Raw genomic sequence first — 19,139 nt, 5'->3', positions numbered from 1 at the left:
TTCAAAAAAAGCCCTCAATTGAGGGCTTTTTTATGATCTAAACGTTTATAAACTACTTTTGCGCAAAAAAATGTTTGAGTGCATCTTGTAAGGCAATTTGCCCTACCGCGTAGGAATGTCCGCCGATATACGATTGGTAATGTACATCATGACCTTTGCTTTTTAAGTCGGCTGCAACAATAGGCGAAGTCTCTAAAATACTCAGTTCATTATTATTATTGCGTGAACTCTCATAACTATTGGCAGTAATAAACCAATGCTGTTTAGGTTGTGAGTTTTTATCCCGAATGATTTTACTCATGCCATTAGGGAGGTCTGTCGGCGCATTTTGCCACCAAAATGATCCAGATAACGGTACGACATGACTAATTTGATTTGGATTTTCTAAGGCTAAATAAGCTGAACTTAAACCGCCAAGACTTGACCCAAGTAGTACCGTTTTCTTCGAATCGACTTTTGCAGGTGCATTTTTTTGAATCCAAGGCATCAGTTCATCACTAAAAAATGCTGAAAATTTTGCATTTGGTGTTAATTCTTTAGGTCGTTCCTGATCGTTCGGTGGAGAAACAAATATGGCTTGAATTGATGGCAATTGACCTAGTTCAACTAAAATGTCTAATGCCTTTGGAACATTCAGTAATTCATTATATTGCTGACCATCAAAAAATATAGCGGTGATATAGCTCTGGTTTTTCTTGGCTTTAGATTGGTAAATTTGGATTTTACGTGAGTTATTCAAAATTTTGCTATCTAGAGCAAACTCTTGTAATTTGGGCTGTTTAACATTTAGATATTGTTTTGGATCAATAAAAGGCGGGGCATCTTTAAGGGCCACAAAATTTTCATTACGCAAGCCTGATGTGTCATCACTTGCGAGATAAGTGTTTTTGTTGAAAGGATCAATGCGTTGTACTTGTATCACAGCACGACGCTGCGTTCTTGATTCTTTAAGTTTAGGATTCAGATGCGGACAATAATTTGACAGATAACCTTCAAAGTTCGGTAAATCGACAGCAAAGCTATAACTGCCAATGTAACGATGATCAATAATCGATTCTTTAAACCAAATATCGGTATTTGGTAGGCGTGTTAACCATTTATGGTCATTACTCGGGCCACCAATAAGGCGTACATTATGCTGCGCACCTTTCCATAAAAAAATTATACGGTCATGTTTTTCATCATAGTTTTCAATGATTGGTGTACCCATAAGCTCTACACGCTTCCAAAAATCTTCAAGAATTTGAGCATGTTGTTTTGGATTTTGATTTAACTGATGTTGTAGGTTTAATAATATTTGGCTTTGCGCCTTGACATCTTCACATGCAGCAGCATAGGGGAAATGTTTTTTTTCTGTTGTATCGGTTAAAGCGGGTGAATTTTGAGTTTGGGCAAAAGCAGAAGAAATAGCAAAGCTCATAGAACAAGCCAAAAAAAGTAGGGAAAGTTTTTTCATTGAAATAATAAAATAGGTAGAATGAAATCAGATAAATGATAATCATTATTAATATAAAAAACTAGCAATATGCCGCAGAATGGTGCTTTTAAAAAAAGAAAATGTAGAAAAATAACAATAGAGTCAATGCTTTGTTTTTTAAAATAATTAAAATAATGCAGTCGACAAGCTTTAATTCATTACCCAAATATTATGCTACTCAAAGTATCAACACTGCTGCTGTTACCTGCATTACTGATCCAAGGTTACCGTGTGAAAAAAAATACCCCACGTTTAGCAGAACCGGTGGGAGAGCGCTGTGGAATGATTGGTCAGGGTAATCGGCCATTATCGCTATTAATACTAGGTGATTCAGCAGCAGCAGGTGTCGGCGTCGAGCATCAGTCGGATGCGTTATTGGGACAATTACTTAAAATTTTATCGCCTGATTATCAAGTTCACTATTGCCTTGAAGCCACAACGGGACATAACAGCCAGCAAATCATCAATGCTTTGGACAATGTCACTACGCAGAACTTTAATGTCGTGATCAGCTCTGTTGGTGTCAATGATGTCACAGCTTTAAAACAGCCAGACCAATGGTTGAAGCTCCAGCAGCGTTTATATCAAGCTGTCGAGGAAAAGTTTCATCCACAGCTATTGATCATTTCAGGTGTGCCACCAATGGATGCGTTTCCAGCTTTACCGTTTCCATTGTCATGGTTGTTTGGACAATATTCACAAAAGATGAATGCGCTGTTAAAAAATTATGTTAACACTCAAGCGAATATGCGGTTAATTGAATACGATTTACAAGAATGTCGTGAGAAAAACTTACAAATGGCCAAAGATGGCTTTCACCCGAGTAAAGAAATTTATCAGTTATGGGCTAAAAAAATAGCTAAACAAATCACTGAACAATTTTCATAGACATTTTATGATTCAACCACTGGGCGAAGTTAAATTTATATGAGCAAAGACATTTCCGACGCGAATCCGCAAATCGAAACGCATCCTTTAGCACCATTTTTGCCATCAAATGGGAAACTATTGATGCTAGGGAGTTTTCCGCCACCTAAAACACGCTGGAAGATGGATTTTTATTATCCAAATTTCCAAAATGACATGTGGAAAATCTTTGGCCTATGTTTTTTTCAGGATAAAAATCATTTTCTCAATCTAGATAGCAAGACTTTTAAAGAACAGCGCATTCGAGATTTTTTAAATCAAAAAGGCATAGGCATTTTTGATACGGCCTATCAAGTGATTCGTTTGAAAGGCAATGCATCAGACAAGTTTTTACAGCTCCATCAGCCAACCGATATTGCGAAGCTGCTTCAAAAAATGCCGAATTGCCACAGTATTATGACGACGGGAGACAAGGCGACTGATACTTTGATGCTCTCGATGCCAGAAAATACTGAAAAACCACACATTGGGCATGCTGTTCGTACCGAATTTGCAGGCAGAGATTTGACTTTATACCGCATGCCATCATCATCTAGGGCTTATCCACTGGCACTGGAAAAAAAAGCCGAAGCCTACCAAAGCTTATTTAAAGATATAGGCTTCCTTTAAGTAAGTTTTCGGATTTATGAAATGCCTTGAATAAAATTTCTTATTTAAACAGGCAAACATTCAATGATTAAAAGGTGGCATCTTATGGATAAACATCAACTCCTTAGCCATCATATTCAACATAATCCCAAAGGTTCAAACGCGCTTTAATTTCTTTGCGAATATGAGGCAGCATAGGTAGTAAAGTGCCATCGATCCATAAACTCAGTGTCTGAGATGAAACTTTTTTGTTTGCATCATCTACAATTTGCGCGCCTTTCACGATCACCAAAGTTTCTTCGCTAGGAGCAGTTTCAATGCCTTTAAATAAAAGCTGTAATTCATGACCTGTATCTTGAATTAACCATTCCAACTCAATTTGGATATTGTGATTAGATTTAAGCACAGCTTGGCCTTCAATCATGTCATTGTCAGATAAGCAGTCATGCTCAACCCGAACTTTCGACAAAAACCATTCTTGATGTCCAAGTTCAGGAAGTGTCGTAAAAGGCGTTAAAATATCACTTAAATTAAATTGGCGGCTTAAATCAAAAAATTGCATTAGAAAACTTTAGGAGGAGATAAAACAAAATAAGAGGTGGATGTTAAAGCATCATCAAGTGTGAGTAAAACCTTTGCTTTTATTGAGATATTTTATGTATAAATAGCATTCAATCTATCTAAATTAAGTCTAAGAAAATGAATTGTGAAAATAATAAACACATAACCGATGTGCCCAGCCCTATAGACTTAAAAGATACAATCGAAGCTAAACAATGGGCCGCTGAAGTGAATCTTAAACGACCGTGGCGTTATGACATCTTTCAAATGTATGTTGACTCTATTTGGGCTTTCAACCCGAATGCCCGTGTACTTGAACTGGGTTCAGGTCCAGGTTATTTGGCTGAATTTTTAATTAATCATTGTCCAAATATTCACTACACAGCATTTGATTTTTCCGAAGCTATGCATGACTTGGCAAAAGGAAAACTAAGTGTAGCGCAACGCTTAAAATGCAATTTTATAACAGGGGATTTCAAACAATCGGATTGGGAAAAATCTCTTCACTTCAATGAAAAAAGTACCTTTGATGTGATTATTATTCATCAGGCCTTACATGAATTGAGACATAAGGCGTATGCAGCAGAGTTTCATCGGACTGTAAAAACGTTGTTAAATACACAAGGCGTGTATTTTGTATGTGATCATTTATATGCAGCACATGCTCAGCAAAATCATGAGTTGTATAAGTCAGTTGAGGAACATTTAGCAGCGCTTAAAGCAGCCAATTATGGCCAAGTGGAATGTCTTGGCGAAATCAATGGTTTGGTTATTTTCAAAAGCCAGCACTCATATAAACGAGACTGACCAAGAACATCTTCGACTTGATCGAACTTTTCAGATTATTTCAATAAATAGCCTCGATGAGGAAAATTTAATCATTTAGCAGTGCATTGTCATTACATCATCCATTCAATCGGGAGGTATGACACTGCTTTTATGCTAAATCTTTGGAATCGAGTTGTTTCTGGTTCATGAATATAGGTTTTGATTTTTCCATTTTTTTGATGCTCTAACCAAATGATTTCGCCGTTTTTATCCAGTTTTAGCTCATATGCAATTTGCGGTAAGTATTGGTTTAATGCGGCAGAAATATCGTTTTGTAATCGATCAGATTTAACGACTAGACCAACTTCCGAATTTAAATTTGCGGAACGTGGATCAAAGTTAAACGATCCAATAAACACCATACCGTCAATATCGAAAAATTTTGCATGCAAACTAGAGGCATTTTTGCCTTTCGCAGGGATGATATTTCCAGTCATGACTTCATACCATGTGCGTTTAGAGCGTTCTATATAGGGTTTAAATTCATATAATTTCACGCCATTTTCGAGTAAGTCTTTGCGATATTTCTGATAAAACGCATAAACGACAGCGACGTCATTGGCTAAAAATGAATTGGTTAACACACGGACTTCTACATTTTTACCTGCAAGACCCGTCAGAAAGTCAGTACCTTGTTGCGTAGGAACAAAATAAGCTGAAACCAATTCCATGCGTTCTTTGGGCTGTCCCATCAAAGTAGAAAATTGGTTATAAATCAATTCTTGTTCTTTGGCTTCACCACGTATTTTATTCGGACTATCTGCAATAAAATGAGCTTCAGCCCAGTTCACCGGTCTAAGTTTAAGCTGAGCCGCCAGTTGTTGTTGTGCATAGTTAATGCGCTGCTGATCTTTAGTCAACGTTGTAGAGTTTTCTTGGTATGTTTGTCTTAATTGATTTAATTCTTCTTTTGTACCTGCACCAATCCATTGCTGGACAGAATAACTTAAATCATCATTCCAAAAGTTCAAAAACACCTGATTGGCTTGTTGAATGGCTTCGCCATAGAAAAGGATGTCCAAATCTGTAAATTGAAAACTTTCACTGGCATCAAAATATTCATTACTGATGTTACGACCGCCAGTTACGCCCATAAAACCATCGGCAACAATTAATTTATTATGCATACGATGGTTAATATGCTTTAAGCGAAATGCATAATCAATGACACGTAATTTTCTGAATTTATAGGGATTAAACAGTTTGATTGAAATGTTGGGATGAGCTGAAAGGGATTGTAAGGTCGGATCGAGTTTCGTCCCGTTTTGATCATCAATTAATAGCCTTACCTTTACCCCCCGGTCAGCGGCATGCAGTAATTCTTGAAACATCAGATGCCCAATAGCATCATTTTCCCAAATGTAATATTGCAAATCGATGGTGTATTTTGCATTTCGAATCAAATGTAGGCGAGAAGCAATGCTTAAGAAGGCATCATCTAATGCTAAATAAGCCGTTTGTTTTTGTTCTAATTTTTCTAAATCCGTAGCAGACGTAATCCATTTTTCTGCATGTGATTGTATAGGGACATCTTTTTTTGACTGATTACTAGGTAAGCTGCATCCAGTTAATAGGCTGATCGAAACAGTTAAACCGACAGTACAACTTATTTCACGTAATTGTATCATTCGAATAGCATTAATCATTCCTTGAAAAATTCATCATAACATCATGTTTTAAGGTTGTATCTAGGCTTAAAAAGAGGTTACTGTAACTCATCTGTTAATATAAGCCATACAGGATGTTTTTAGACATGAAATCACGTGCAGCCGTTGCTTTTGGACCGGGTCAGCCTTTAGAAATTGTTGAAATTGATGTGGCACCACCTAAAGCAGGTGAGGTTTTAGTCAAAATTAGCCATACAGGTGTGTGTCATACAGATGCATTTACATTGTCAGGTGATGATCCTGAAGGCGTATTTCCAGCAATTTTAGGGCATGAAGGTGCAGGTGTTGTGGTTGAAGTCGGTGAAGGTGTGACTTCAGTGCAACCAGGTGATCATGTTATTCCGCTTTATACCGCAGAATGTGGTGAATGTTTATTCTGTAAATCGGGTAAAACGAATCTTTGTGTATCTGTACGAGCAACACAAGGGAAAGGTTTAATGCCTGATGGCACAACACGTTTTTCTTATAATGGTCAGCCGATTTATCACTATATGGGCTGTTCAACATTCTCTGAATATACTGTGGTTGCAGAAGTGTCTTTGGCAAAAATTAACCCTGAAGCGAACCATGAGCATGTGTGTTTGTTGGGGTGCGGCGTAACAACAGGTTTAGGTGCAGTTAAAAATACCGCTAAAGTTCAGGAAGGTGATTCAGTTGCAGTCTTTGGTTTAGGTGGTATTGGTTTGGCTGTGGTACAAGGTGCTAAAAAAGCCAAAGCAGGTCGTATCATTGCGGTAGATACCAATCCTGACAAATTCAAACTGGCTGAAGAATTTGGCGCTACAGATTTTGTTAATCCAAAAGATTATGATCGTCCAGTTCAAGAAGTGATTGTAGAAATGACGGGTTGGGGCGTCGACCATTCATTTGAATGTATTGGCAATACCAATGTGATGCGCTCTGCTTTGGAATGTGCTCACCGTGGTTGGGGTCAATCTGTGATTATTGGTGTGGCAGGTGCAGGTCAAGAAATTTCAACCCGTCCATTCCAATTGGTTACAGGTCGTAGTTGGAAAGGCACTGCTTTTGGTGGTGTTAAAGGTCGTTCACAATTACCGGGTATGGTAGAAGAGGCCATGTCAGGTGAGATCAAACTTGAACCATTCGTGACCCACACCATGGGGCTAGATAAAATCAATGAAGCTTTTGATTTAATGCATGAAGGTAAATCAATTCGCTCTGTTGTACATTTTGAAGATTAAGCATTGATGTAAATATTAATGCGTTAATTTTCACTGTTTTAAAACTAGGCTTTGGCCTAGTTTTTTTTTGTGTCGTTATAACAAATCAAAACTTCAAATTAGGATTTGCAAAAAGTGACAGATTGTTAGACATAAAATGATAAAAAATGCCAAATGATAGATTTTGTCCCGAATTCACATGGTGGGAAATTAGCACTAAACATAAGGTAAGCATAATTTAAAAACAAATGTATATTAATGCATTATCCGAGGCAAAAAATGACAACTACAAGTTACAAGCCTGAGTGGATTCGGGAAGATTTTATTGATTTTATTGCAGAAAAATTTGATGCAATTTGGTCCTACAAACGTGTAAAAGCACAATTGGTTAAATCACGTTGTGTGGGAATCGGGTTTTATGAACTGAGTTTTTTAGCGAATCACAACTTTAAAGTAGCAAACTATCGACCAGGCCAATGTGTTCTGGTGACAGTTGTAAAGGATGGTGTACGTCATCAACGTAGCTATAGCATCGTCGAAATCAATACATCTGGTCATGTAGTCATCGCAGTCAAACAACAAGGCAAAGTGTCCAACTGCTTAACTCATTTAAAAAAAGGTGAGGTTGTTGAATTATCTCAACCGCAAGGTGAGTTTGGCTTAAAGCTAAATTCGGATCGACCAATTTTGCTGCTTGCTTCTGGTAGTGGCATTACCTCAATTATGGCTTTGTTTAAACAAGCAATACAGATTGGGCGTAAGGTTGACCTGATTTATTTCAATCGAGATGATGCGTATTTGGATGAATTGATTCAACTGGCGAAGCAATCTAACCATGCACATTTACATGGGATTAATACGCTGAAAACCAAATTGCATATCACACCAGAGGTGCTAAATCACATGGTCCCTGATTTTAAGCAGCGAGATTGCTATGCCTGTGGTGCAGCGCCAATGATGCAAAGCATTGAGCAACTGTATCGTGAGTTCAAGCTTTCAGAGTATTTAAATACTGAATATTTTCAAATGATTGCTGATGATTCAGTACCTGCTCAACCTGTCACTTTTAGTTTAGCCCAGCAAGATTTTTTAGCAGAAGGTAATTTACTGGAAAGTGCTGAAAAAGCCGGTTTAAAACCTGCGCATGGCTGTCGGATGGGTATTTGTAATACTTGTTCGTGTACCAAATTACAGGGTTCGGTGAAAAACTTACTCACTGGCGAAATCGATCATGCGAATAACACACAAATCAAATTATGTGTCTCTCAGGCCATTTCACCTGTACGTATTCAACTCTAACCCAAGCCGCATAAAAACAAATCAAGGGCATCATCATGAATCAATCGATATATATTCGTCCGAATAGTAAGTCACGTTATTTATCTCCAGAACAAACTGCTGAATTTGGCGAAAAAGTTGAGCAAATTCGCCGTGAAATCATGCAGAGTGTAGGTGAAAAAGATGCAGCGTATATTTATAAAATTCGCAATTTTGTCCGTTATAGCGAGATCGCATCTCGTGGCATGTTGATGTTTGCAGGCTGGATTCCACCGGTGTGGTTACTGGGTACCGGTTTATTGGGTATTTCTAAAATCGTAGAGAACATGGAACTCGGTCATAATGTGATGCATGGTCAGTTTGATTGGTTAAATGACCCGAGTTTAAATGGTGCTAATTATGATTGGGATACCATTGCCACAGGTCAAGACTGGAAATATACCCATAACTATGTGCATCATACCTATACCAATATTGTCGGTATGGACCATGATGTCGGCTATGGCTTAATCCGTGTAAGTGAATCGCAAAAGTGGGAGCCACGTTTTCTTTTCAATATTCCACTGGCTGCCCAACTCATGGTTTTCTTTGAGTGGTATGTCGGCATTCAACGTTTACATTTAGAAGATGTTATTGCGTATAAAACCAAAACTTGGAAAGATGTATGGCATGAAGCGGCCGATGTACGTCAGAAAATTAAGCGCCAAGTGATTAAAGATTATGTATTTTTCCCGCTTATTGCAGGTCCCAATGCGATTCCTGTATTTGCAGGAAATGCTGTAGCCAACGTGATTCGTAGCTTATGGGCTTCCGCTGTCATCTTTAATGGACATTTTACTGAAGATGCGGAAAACTTTGAGATGGACAATACCGAAAATGAAACTCGAGCAGAATGGTATCTCCGTCAAATTCGTGGCTCAAGTAATTTTAGTGGAACACAATGGTTGCATATACTCAGTGGTAATTTGAGTCACCAAATTGAACACCATTTATTTCCAGATATGCCTGCGAATCGCTATGCAGAAGCCGCACCTAAAATTAAAGCACTTTGTGACGAATATGGTATTCACTATAACGAAGCCAGTTTTATCAAACAATTTGCAAGCGTTTGGGTTCGCCTCGCGAAATGCTCAGTGCCGAATGACTGGAGAGCCGAAATCAAGGAACGTTCAGCATCACTTCAACAGCATGTTAAACAAAAAATCATGAAGAAAATCGGGCGTTAAAACACAGTATTGTTTAGCAATATTGTCCTAAGAGATCTTAAATTAGAAGCTGAAGCTACGTATTAACATCAGAAACGTAATTTGATTCAAATAAAAGAACGATACACGGTAATGTCATCCGCAACTGTTTGAGACAGGACTACTTCTCATCAAAAATGTTTTTGCGATACTTTGAATAATTTGACGCTAGTGAACGAGTTTAGTCGGTGAGGTGCATTGCACCGCAAGATGGTTTCCTTGCGAAGCTTTGCTTCTCATTTTGCCTAATGAGAAACATCGTTTCGTAAGAGTACCTCCAGCCGAAGGCTAATCTCTTTATCTAAACCCTAGATGTAAGACTCCGTCGAATAGACTGAAAAAGCATTTTAAAAATGCGAAATTACTTTTACGTGCGTAATATCAGTTAAATAAGAACGATTTCTAAAGCAGCAAATTCGCCAAAGTAGCGTTCATCTACTTTGGCTTTTTTAGATATATCTAGTGAGCAAGAGTTATTCAACTAATTGCACGCTACTCTGAATGCCACAAGATTCTACAAAATATGCATCATGTGAAACGAGGATCACAGCACCTGTATAATGCTGAATGGCTTGAGCCAATAACGCTCTAGACTCTATATCTAAGTGGTTTTCAGGTTCATCTAACAATAAAAGCTCAATATTCGATGTTAAATAATTTAAGCCCAACAAGGTCGCTTTTAAACGTTCACCACCACTTAAACAGTGAAATGGTAGTTCCGCTTTTTGACCGCGGATTCTAAGTTGACCGAGTTGATTACGCCATTCCGTTGAGGAAACCTCAGGATTAAACTTTGCTAGATTGTCTAAAACACTCAATTCAGGTGATAAATCACTCAAGTTTTGGTCTAAATACAGGGTATGCACAGACAAAAATAATTCATGGCTAGACTGTGATGTGATCTGACTCAGATATTTTAGAAATGTAGATTTACCAATACCATTTTTTCCTTTTAAATGAATTTTTTCACCTGCCTGTAAGGCCAAATCGAAAGGAAGGTGCTGAGATGTTTTGCGATGAAAATGTTTAACTCTTAAGATTTCTCCAGTTTTTTCAGCGCGATGTTGAAAAACGAATTTCTGCTCTTTGACATGCTCAAGTTGTTGCTGTGACTGAATCAGTTGAGATATCTTTTCTTCCAATTGCTTCTGCTGTTGCGTTTGAACTGTCGCTAGGCTTTGACCTGCTTGTTCCTTTTTAAAATCGAGTAATACTTTAGCTTGGGAGCCCGACTTGCGTAGTGCATGACTTTGTTGTTCTCGTTTTTGTGCTTTCATTTGTGTTTCGTGTTGCTGTAATTTGAGCTGTTTTAACTCACGTTTATGCTGTAAAGCATTACGTTGTAAGGCTTTATTTTGCAGATCATTTTGTTGAACGTAGTCTTCATTGTTGCCAGTAACATGTGTGAGTCCAAACTCATTTAAAGCATAGATATGATCTACATGTTGCAGCAACTCTCGATCATGACTGACAATAAATGCACCGGCAGGATGGTTTTCTAAACGATCGATGAGCCATAAGCGTGAGGATGCATCTAAATGGTTACTAGGTTCATCCAAAAGTAAATAATGGTCGGTTTTTAAAAATAATGCACACAAAGCCAATTTGGTTTTTTGACCCTCACTCAGCTGAGCGACAGGGAAATTTAAATCTGTCGGAAGTGACGCCTGCTTAAGTTGTTGCTGCCATAATGCAGGACGGTGCCACTGGTTTTCAGTCAGCTCAAAGTCTTCAAAACTGGCATTGCCTATTTCGATACGTTGAAATGCGCTAAATAAATCTTCCACACCGAGTGCAGAAGCAATCGTGTCAGCTTCTAGCCGAGAAAATTGTGATAAATAGGCATGTGGTACATTCCATGAAATTTCACCTTCATAGGGGAGATCTTTCAGATTTTGTTCATGTAAGATTTTAAGGATGCAGGACTTTCCTAAACCATTGCGACCAATACATGCCGAAAGCTGCTGTTGATTGAGGTTAAATTTCAGGTTTTTAAAAAGTGTTTTAGAGGGAAATTCCAAGCTTAATTGGGAAATTGTACAAGCTGTTTGAGTCATAGATGCACCTTGCAATAGCAAAGATGCGCAATACAAATAACTAATTTTATTTTATAAAAAAGACAATATTTGAGAAAATGCAGTCAAAGTCATTAGCCATGTGTTTGCACATCAAAAAAATGGATTTGATGATGAAAAAACAGGGCTTACTTCATTGGCAAATACTCGAATTAAAAAATAAATGGAAAAAAGCTTGAGACAGCCTAATGTTGTGCATTCTAGTAAATGTTGATTTATTAATCAACACATCAAATTTTTAAAATAGGTCGCTATAATTGACAGCAGCGTTATTTAATACAACAAAATAGCAAAAAACTATTGTCAAACCGATGAATACAGCGTATTTTAATTTTCAGACAGATACTTTTTGATGAAATCAAGATGTTAAAGCAACCTTTAATCTCAAACGCATATTATTACTTCTGGCAGTTTAGATAATTGCCTGAACGCGTTCGGGCATGAAAAAGGTTGCCCACCAAGTTTATACCTGATCGGCAACCCTGATCAGGTTTTTTTATGTCTTGATTTTTATAATATTTTTGGAGAAATCTCATGTTTACTGTAAATAATTCATATTTTAGCAACGGTTATTGGTTTTACTTTAGTCAGTCTATGTCTAAAGCCTTGAAGTCCCAAAGTCCCATAACGCTCAGATAAAAGATCGGACTGTTAATGTATACAGTCCAAAGGAATAGAACCAATGAATGCGCTAAATACAGCTTTACAACAAACTCAAAATTCAGAAATTCAGAAATCTACACAGCCAAAAGAAACACTTTTGAGCTTGCCACATCAATTGAAACAACAATTACCTTTATCAGTTCATGCTGCAGAGCAAATTGCTGCACATCGTGCAACGATTCAAAATATTTTGACGGGTCAAGACCCGCGTCTAATGATTATTAGCGGCCCATGTTCAATCCATGATCCAATTGCTGCGTTGGAATATGCTGAAAAATTAAAACAATTACAGGCACAGGTTTCAGATCAAATTTTTCTTGTGATGCGCGCATACATTGAGAAACCACGTACTACAGTGGGCTGGAAAGGTTATATGTATGACCCAAGTTTAGATGGCTCATCTAATATGCAGTTGGGCTTAGAAAAATCACGTGAGCTGTACTTACAAATTATTGAAATGGGTTTGCCAATTGCCTCTGAAATTTTAAGCCCAATGGCGACAGGTTATTTTGATGACCTATTGGCGTGGGGTGCAATCGGTGCGCGTACCAGCGAATCACAAATTCATCGTGAAATCTCGAGTCATATGCCATACAGCATCGGTTTCAAAAACGGTACAGATGGCTCAATCCAAATTGCTCTAGATGCTATTCAATCTGCTTCGCATCCACACCAGTTTTTAGGTATGAGTCAAACTGGCTTACCGTGTGTTTTAGAATCTGTTGGCAACCCGCAAGCACATTTGATTTTACGTGGCTCCAATACAGGTCCAAATTATAGTTTGGCTGAAATAGACAAAATTCGCAGTAAAGTAAAAGGCGATTTACCGGCTTTAGTTATCGATTGTAGTCATGGCAATAGCCATAAAGACCCAATGAAGCAACCTGAAGTATTACGCACAATTGTTGCGGAGCGTGAGCATACCCAAGTGCGTGGTGTGATGTTGGAAAGTCATTTAGTGGATGGTAATCAAAAAATTAGTTGTGACATGACTTATGGTCAATCTGTAACAGATGGATGCTTAGGTTGGGACAAAACCATTGATTTGATTCAACAGGTTGCGAATGAACTTCGTGCATCACAAATCAAACGTAGTGCTTAACAATCCAGAGCATACTCAGTCTGAATTGATTTAGCCCAAAGCCTTAGAACATTGATTGTTCTAAGGCTTTTATTTTGAAATTTACTTTATTGTTTACTGCGATATAAAAATTGAAAAATGGCATATTTCCTAGAATATATACTGATAATTCAGTATTTTATGTTTGAGTGAATCACACTTTTTATGCACAATAATATCTAAGCCCAATACAGCGCCTGAAATAATGACAATCTGTGCTTGGGTGTTTGAAATTTTATATTGGGCAAGTTGATGTACACTGCTGAATTGCTGGAAGAAGCACGCCGTTTTATGTTCCACATGTTAACCAAAGTGGTTGAATATGGGGGTTCTGATTTATTTATTACGGCAGATTTTCCACCAAGTATTAAACATCAAGGCATGATGAAACCCTTTGGGCAGCAAGCGCTTGATGCTGAGAAAACAAAGCTTTTCGCCTATAGTTTGATGAATGAGAAGCAGCGCAAAGAGTTTGAAACAGAACTAGAATGTAACTTTGCGATTAGTGTGCCAAACGTTTCGCGTTTTCGTGTCAATGTATTTCAGCAACAGTTACATGTGGGTATGGTCATTCGTACCATTACGGCAGAAATTCCAAATTTTGAAAAGCTTAAATTACCGGCTTCGCTTAAGCACGTGATTATGGAAAAACGTGGTTTAGTTTTAGTGGTTGGTGGTACAGGTTCAGGGAAATCAACCTCTTTAGCGGCGCTGATTGATTATCGAAATGAAAACAGCGCAGGGCATATCATCACTGTTGAAGACCCAGTGGAATATGTGCATAAGCATAAAAAATCCATGATTACACATCGTGAAGTCGGTGTAGACAGTCATTCGTGGCATAACGCCTTAAAAAACACTCTAAGACAAGCGCCAGATGTGATTTTAATCGGTGAAATTCGTGATACCGAGACTATGGAACATGCGATTGCCTTTGCTGAAACAGGTCATCTATGTTTAGGTACGCTACATTCAAATAACGCCAATCAAACCCTAGATCGAATCATTAACTTCTTCCCAGAAGAGCGAAGAAATCAATTGCTTATGGATTTATCGAGCAATATGAAAGCGATTGTTTCGCAGCGTTTAATCCGGACTGAAGATGGTAAAGGACGCCGTGCAGCCGTTGAAATTATGTTAAATACGCCGCTCATTTCAGATTTGATTTTGAAAGGTGAGTTTCATGAACTAAAAGCGATTATGGCAAAATCTCGTGAACTTGGGATGCAAACTTTCGACCAAGCTTTATTTGATTTATATAATGACGGCGCTATTTCTTATGAAGAAGCTTTAAGAAATGCCGATTCAACTAATGAATTACGTTTGCAAATTAAACTGAAAAGTTCACGTGCAAATGGTACTTCAGCGGCTGCGCAATCTTTTAGTATGGTTGAAGAAAAGAAAGAAGAACCTGAAAGTACCGAAGCTTCGGAAGAAATATAAGCTGCATATTCATGCAAATATTATATAAGGCAATTTAGCCATCTTATTGAAATAAAAAAATCAGCCTGAGGGCTGATTTTTTAGATATTATAAATATTTACAGACCAGCTTCGTATTGTTCGCTGGTCAATAAAGCATCTATATCAGCCATGTTGTCTGGTTTAATTTTATAAATCCAACCTTTGCTATAAGGCGCATCGTTTACAAAATCTGGATCATCTTCAAGGTCCGGATTGACTTCAACAACCACACCAGAAACTGGAGCATGAATATCAGAAGCAGTTTTTACCGACTCAACCACACCCGCTTGTTCGCCAGCTGTGATATGTTGACCCACATCTGGTGCTTCAACATAAACTAAATCACCCAATGCGTCTTGTGCATGATCAGAAATGCCTGTAACAACAAGGTCACCTTCAATTCGCACCCATTCATGTGTACTTGCGTACTTTAAATCTGAAGGATGATTCATTGATAACTCCTTAAATCCATTAAATTCATTTTTGGCATGAGTTATACATGCTTTTTACGTAAAACAAAAGACTTATAAGTACGGATCTTTACGCCAATTGCTTGGGCTACGACCACTCCAGCGTTTAAATGCACGGCTGAAATTGGCAACATCGCTATAGCCCAATTCATCAGCAATTTGCTCTAAGGTAAAGTCAGTCCGTGATAGAAGCGAAGTAGCATGGCGGTAGCGAACTTCGTCGACCAAAGTTGAAAATGAAGTCCCTTCAGCAGCAAGTTGGCGTTTAAGGGTTCGATCGGACATGTGTAGCCGTTCAGCAACGCTCTCAATACTTAAATAGTGCTGCTCGGAGTTGGTTAAAATGTCACGAACGCGCATGGCAATACGGTGACGTTCGCCCAAAGCGGAGAGTTCAGCTTCACATTGATTAATCGCGATTTGACTGGCAATCGGGTCTGCATGGACCAATTTATTGGTTAAATATTGCTTATCAAAACTGAGTAAAAGGTGTGGCTGATCAAATCTAAATTGGTGCCGTGGATATTTGGCAATAAACCGCTCAAAACCTTCAGGTTGAGGGAAATCAAAATCAATTTCACCAGCAGAATAATCCACACCGGTAATTGCTTTGCCCATGCTGATCATGCCAAAAATTAAGGCAATCGAAATCTCAGTACGTAAAGGCTCAATCGTAACGTCTGTTTGTAGTTGAACAGTCGCTTTGGTTCCAAAAGTCGAGAAAAAAAGCTGTAAAAAGGGCATGCGTAGCTGAATAAAACGGTTTGCCAAGACTAAGGCATCGGTTATGTCCTTCGCCGTCATGATGGCATAGCCAATAAAACCATGAATAGAGATGCGCATTTGGTTGCCCAAATGAAAACCTAAAGTGGGCTCACCGGTTAATCGTAGTGCGTGCTCTACCAATTGATTGGCGATGGGTGTTGGAATACGGAAATCTGGTTCAGCCAATTGTTCGCTGTTTAATCCGAATGGACTAAATAATGTTTCTGCAGTGTAGCCCCATCGAGAGACCACATCTAAAAGGAGCAATCCATACACTCCGGGAATACCCTGATCCTGACGGGAATTAATTGTTTTCATAGCGTTCCGTTGCAATGCGGGTTTTTCTTCTGTTCAAGGTTATATTGGCATGATTCCGTGTTGTATCCCACAAAAATTGTTGGACAAACTGACTAGGCTCAACTATTTATAGCGGCCTACCTTAGCGTTGTAAAGTAGGCCGTTAAGGATTAATTCGGTTTAAAATCTTTGGAAAAGACCACAATTTTGGTCGTAGACATATAAAGAACGTCATTGTGCTGATTAAGCGCTTGCGTAACATAGGTCACAATGCCGCGGTCTGTCTTACTTTTCGACGGAGTAATTGCAGATATTTCAACTTCTACACGAATTTTATCTCCCGGACGTGTTGGGCATGGCCAACGCAGACTTGACTCAGAGCCAATTAAGCCATAAGCCACAGGGAAACATTCAGTCCATAAGCGCATCGTTACAGCAGCGGTATGCCAACCACTTGCCGCTAATCCTTGAAAGATCGGGTGCTGTTGGGCTTTGACTTCATCTGTATGAAATTCCTGAGGATCATAAGCGTTGGCAAATTGCTTGATTTCTTCAACAGTCATTTCATATTCACGACTGCTAAAGTGATCACCAACTTTAAGGTCTTCCAGATACAGCATTTTCATCTTCCTTTGATTCTACTTTATGTTGTTCTATTAAAAATCCACCGGTTTGACGCTGCCACAAGTGTGCATAAATACCATTCAAAGCAACAAGCTCTTCGTGGGTGCCTTGCTCAGCAATACGTCCTTGATCCAAGACAATCAAGCGATCCATTTGCGCAATGGTTGAAAGTCGATGCGCAATGGCAATCACAGTTTTACCTTGCATCAAATCATCTAAACTCGATTGAATCGCGGCTTCGACTTCTGAATCGAGCGCACTTGTGGCTTCATCTAAAATTAAAATCGGTGCGTCTTTTAAAAATACTCGAGCAATCGCAATACGTTGACGCTGACCACCTGATAATTTTACGCCACGTTCACCGACAAATGCGTCATAGCCACGTTGGCCACGTAAATCGATCAATTGAGGAATGAATTCGTCAGCTTTCGCTTTACGCACTGCATCATACATTTCTTCATCGGTTGCATTCGGGCGACCATATTTAATATTTTCTTCAACTGTACGATGCAATAACGAGGTGTCTTGGGTCACCAATGCAATATTTTTTCTTAAGCTATCTTGGGTAATATCTTCTATATTTTGGCCATCAATCGAAATACGACCATGATTGATATCGTAAAAGTGGAGTAAAAGTTGAATTAATGTCGATTTTCCGGCACCCGAACGTCCGACAATACCGATTTTTTCGCCTGGTCGAATGGTTAAATTAAATTGATCGATGACATTTTTATCATTATAAGCAAAACTGACGTCCTCAAATTTAATTTCGCCTTGCGGTACTTTTAAGTCGGTTGCATCAGCTTTGTCTTGAATATGAATTGGGCGGCCCATGGTTTTCATCCCATCTTGAATGGTCCCGACATTTTCAAATAGGGCAGATGTTTGCCACATCATAAACTCGGAAATACTACTGAGTTTTAAAATCATGGCGGTCGCTGCTGCAATGACCCCAAGCTCAGCTTGACCATCCATCCAGAGCCAAACGGCTGTTCCAAGTACGCCACCATATAAAACAATGATCAGCAAATTCGTCGCGATGTTGTATTTTGCAGCAAGTCGCATTTGCTTATACACCGTCACCATAAACTCTTTCATAGAGGCTTTAGCATATTGGCTTTCGCGTCCTGCATGGGCAAACAATTTCACCGTTTGAATATTGGTGTAGGCATCGGTGACACGACCAGTCATTACTGCGCGTGCATTGGCTTGTTCATTTGAAATTTTGCTTAATTTTGGGATGAAATAGCATGCAGAACCAATAAATAAAGCCAGCCAAAGTAATAATGGAACAATCAACAGTGGCGATATAGCACCTAAAATCACGGTGATCGAAATCAGGTAAATGAAGACATAGGCCAACATGTCACCAAGAATAATCCAAAACTCACGTACAGCCAGTGAAGTTTGCATGACTTTGGCAGATAAACGACCTGCAAAGTCGTTGTGGAAGAAATCTAAACTTTGTTTCAGTAATAAGTTATGAAATCTCCAACGTAGGCGCATTGGAAAGGTGCTATATAGAATCTGATGTTTAATAATGGTTTGAAGGCAAGAAAAGAAGATATTTGCCAATAAAATAAAGCTTAAAATGGTCAGATTCGTCTGGTGCTGCTGTAAAAAGGTTTCAGGTTGAGACTTACTGATCCAATTGACTAATTCGCCAATTTTGGAATAAAGCAGTGCTTCAAAACTCGCTACACCTGCTGTACAGAGTACCAATAACAATAGGTATTTTTTTACACCCGTCGCAGCTTGCCATACAAAGGGGAAAAATTTTGTCGGCAATGGTTTATTCAAGTCCTGTTCAGGATAAGCGTCAACTAAATTTTCAAACCATTTAAGCATGCAGATAACCTGAGAATTTTGCTATAATTAATCTTTCTTTCTTCAGCTCTGAGTGTAATGGAT

Annotated in this window: 16 protein-coding genes; 8 read left to right on the top strand and 8 right to left on the bottom strand. The window is 38.6% G+C overall.

Annotated elements, in window-relative coordinates:
• Nucleotides 1–52 precede the first annotated feature (52 nt).
• Nucleotides 53–1,420 (bottom strand): alpha/beta hydrolase-fold protein, encoded by a 1,368-nt coding sequence (locus tag FTU36_RS07975; RefSeq protein WP_180117384.1) that lies wholly within the window; start codon nucleotides 1,418–1,420, stop codon nucleotides 53–55.
• A 228-nt stretch (nucleotides 1,421–1,648) separates the two neighbouring features.
• Between FTU36_RS07975 and FTU36_RS07970 the strand changes: the two genes are divergently transcribed.
• A complete protein-coding gene (locus tag FTU36_RS07970) occupies nucleotides 1,649–2,365 on the top strand; it encodes an SGNH/GDSL hydrolase family protein (protein WP_180117382.1) in 717 nt (238 codons plus the stop codon).
• A gap of 39 nt (nucleotides 2,366–2,404) precedes the next feature.
• Nucleotides 2,405–3,013, top strand: a complete 609-nt coding sequence (locus tag FTU36_RS07965; RefSeq protein WP_180021754.1) for a uracil-DNA glycosylase family protein — start codon at nucleotides 2,405–2,407, stop codon at nucleotides 3,011–3,013.
• 103 nt (nucleotides 3,014–3,116) lie between these two features.
• Here FTU36_RS07965 and FTU36_RS07960 read toward each other — a convergent pair whose 3' ends face one another.
• Nucleotides 3,117–3,554, bottom strand: coding sequence for a hypothetical protein (locus FTU36_RS07960; protein WP_180117380.1), 438 nt, complete (start codon nucleotides 3,552–3,554; stop codon nucleotides 3,117–3,119).
• Between the two features lie 137 nt (nucleotides 3,555–3,691).
• Between FTU36_RS07960 and FTU36_RS07955 the strand changes: the two genes are divergently transcribed.
• Nucleotides 3,692–4,360, top strand: coding sequence for a class I SAM-dependent methyltransferase (locus FTU36_RS07955; RefSeq protein WP_180113994.1), 669 nt, complete (start codon nucleotides 3,692–3,694; stop codon nucleotides 4,358–4,360).
• A gap of 92 nt (nucleotides 4,361–4,452) precedes the next feature.
• On the opposite strand, the gene FTU36_RS07950 is transcribed toward FTU36_RS07955, so the two are convergent.
• A complete protein-coding gene (locus FTU36_RS07950; RefSeq protein WP_180117378.1) occupies nucleotides 4,453–6,009 on the bottom strand; it encodes a phospholipase D family protein in 1,557 nt (518 codons plus the stop codon).
• Between the two features lie 125 nt (nucleotides 6,010–6,134).
• On the opposite strand from FTU36_RS07950, the gene FTU36_RS07945 reads away from it, so the two are divergent.
• From FTU36_RS07945 to FTU36_RS07935, 3 genes are all read left to right on the top strand, one after another.
• Nucleotides 6,135–7,250: an S-(hydroxymethyl)glutathione dehydrogenase/class III alcohol dehydrogenase gene (locus FTU36_RS07945; protein WP_180109120.1), complete on the top strand. Its 1,116-nt coding sequence runs from the start codon at nucleotides 6,135–6,137 to the stop codon at nucleotides 7,248–7,250.
• Nucleotides 7,251–7,508: 258 nt separating this feature from the next.
• Nucleotides 7,509–8,528, top strand: coding sequence for a flavin reductase family protein (locus FTU36_RS07940; RefSeq protein WP_180117376.1), 1,020 nt, complete (start codon nucleotides 7,509–7,511; stop codon nucleotides 8,526–8,528).
• Between the two features lie 35 nt (nucleotides 8,529–8,563).
• The gene (locus FTU36_RS07935) at nucleotides 8,564–9,733 is read left to right on the top strand and encodes an acyl-CoA desaturase (RefSeq protein ID WP_180117374.1); all 1,170 of its coding nucleotides are present in this window, start codon (nucleotides 8,564–8,566) and stop codon (nucleotides 9,731–9,733) included.
• Nucleotides 9,734–10,224: 491 nt separating this feature from the next.
• Here FTU36_RS07935 and FTU36_RS07930 read toward each other — a convergent pair whose 3' ends face one another.
• Entirely contained in the window at nucleotides 10,225–11,808 is a 1,584-nt protein-coding gene (locus tag FTU36_RS07930) for an ATP-binding cassette domain-containing protein (protein ID WP_180117372.1), read from the bottom strand.
• Between the two features lie 700 nt (nucleotides 11,809–12,508).
• Here FTU36_RS07930 and FTU36_RS07925 point away from each other — a divergent pair.
• A complete protein-coding gene (locus tag FTU36_RS07925; protein WP_180117370.1) occupies nucleotides 12,509–13,591 on the top strand; it encodes a 3-deoxy-7-phosphoheptulonate synthase in 1,083 nt (360 codons plus the stop codon).
• A 270-nt stretch (nucleotides 13,592–13,861) separates the two neighbouring features.
• On the top strand, nucleotides 13,862–15,052 hold the full coding sequence (locus FTU36_RS07920; protein WP_180117368.1) for a PilT/PilU family type 4a pilus ATPase: 1,191 nt from the start codon (nucleotides 13,862–13,864) through the stop codon (nucleotides 15,050–15,052).
• 97 nt (nucleotides 15,053–15,149) lie between these two features.
• On the opposite strand, the gene gcvH is transcribed toward FTU36_RS07920, so the two are convergent.
• The 4 genes from gcvH to FTU36_RS07900 all read right to left on the bottom strand — a co-directional run bounded on the left by gcvH (nucleotide 15,150) and on the right by FTU36_RS07900 (nucleotide 19,076).
• Nucleotides 15,150–15,524, bottom strand: coding sequence for a glycine cleavage system protein GcvH (gene gcvH, locus FTU36_RS07915; RefSeq protein WP_180117366.1), 375 nt, complete (start codon nucleotides 15,522–15,524; stop codon nucleotides 15,150–15,152).
• 72 nt (nucleotides 15,525–15,596) lie between these two features.
• Nucleotides 15,597–16,625, bottom strand: coding sequence for an AraC family transcriptional regulator (locus tag FTU36_RS07910; protein ID WP_078190954.1), 1,029 nt, complete (start codon nucleotides 16,623–16,625; stop codon nucleotides 15,597–15,599).
• Between the two features lie 149 nt (nucleotides 16,626–16,774).
• Entirely contained in the window at nucleotides 16,775–17,224 is a 450-nt protein-coding gene (locus tag FTU36_RS07905) for a MaoC family dehydratase (RefSeq protein ID WP_180054813.1), read from the bottom strand.
• Nucleotides 17,202–19,076 (bottom strand): ABC transporter ATP-binding protein, encoded by a 1,875-nt coding sequence (locus tag FTU36_RS07900; protein WP_180117364.1) that lies wholly within the window; start codon nucleotides 19,074–19,076, stop codon nucleotides 17,202–17,204. The genes FTU36_RS07905 and FTU36_RS07900 overlap by 23 nt, the downstream gene beginning before the upstream one ends.
• Between the last annotated feature and the right edge of the window lie 63 nt (nucleotides 19,077–19,139).

It is taken from the genome of Acinetobacter sp. YH12096 (assembly GCF_013419215.1).
GTDB classification, from domain to species: domain Bacteria; phylum Pseudomonadota; class Gammaproteobacteria; order Pseudomonadales; family Moraxellaceae; genus Acinetobacter; species Acinetobacter amyesii.
Note: the sequence above shows the minus strand (reverse complement) of the source record. Positions and strands in the feature narration are given on the sequence as shown.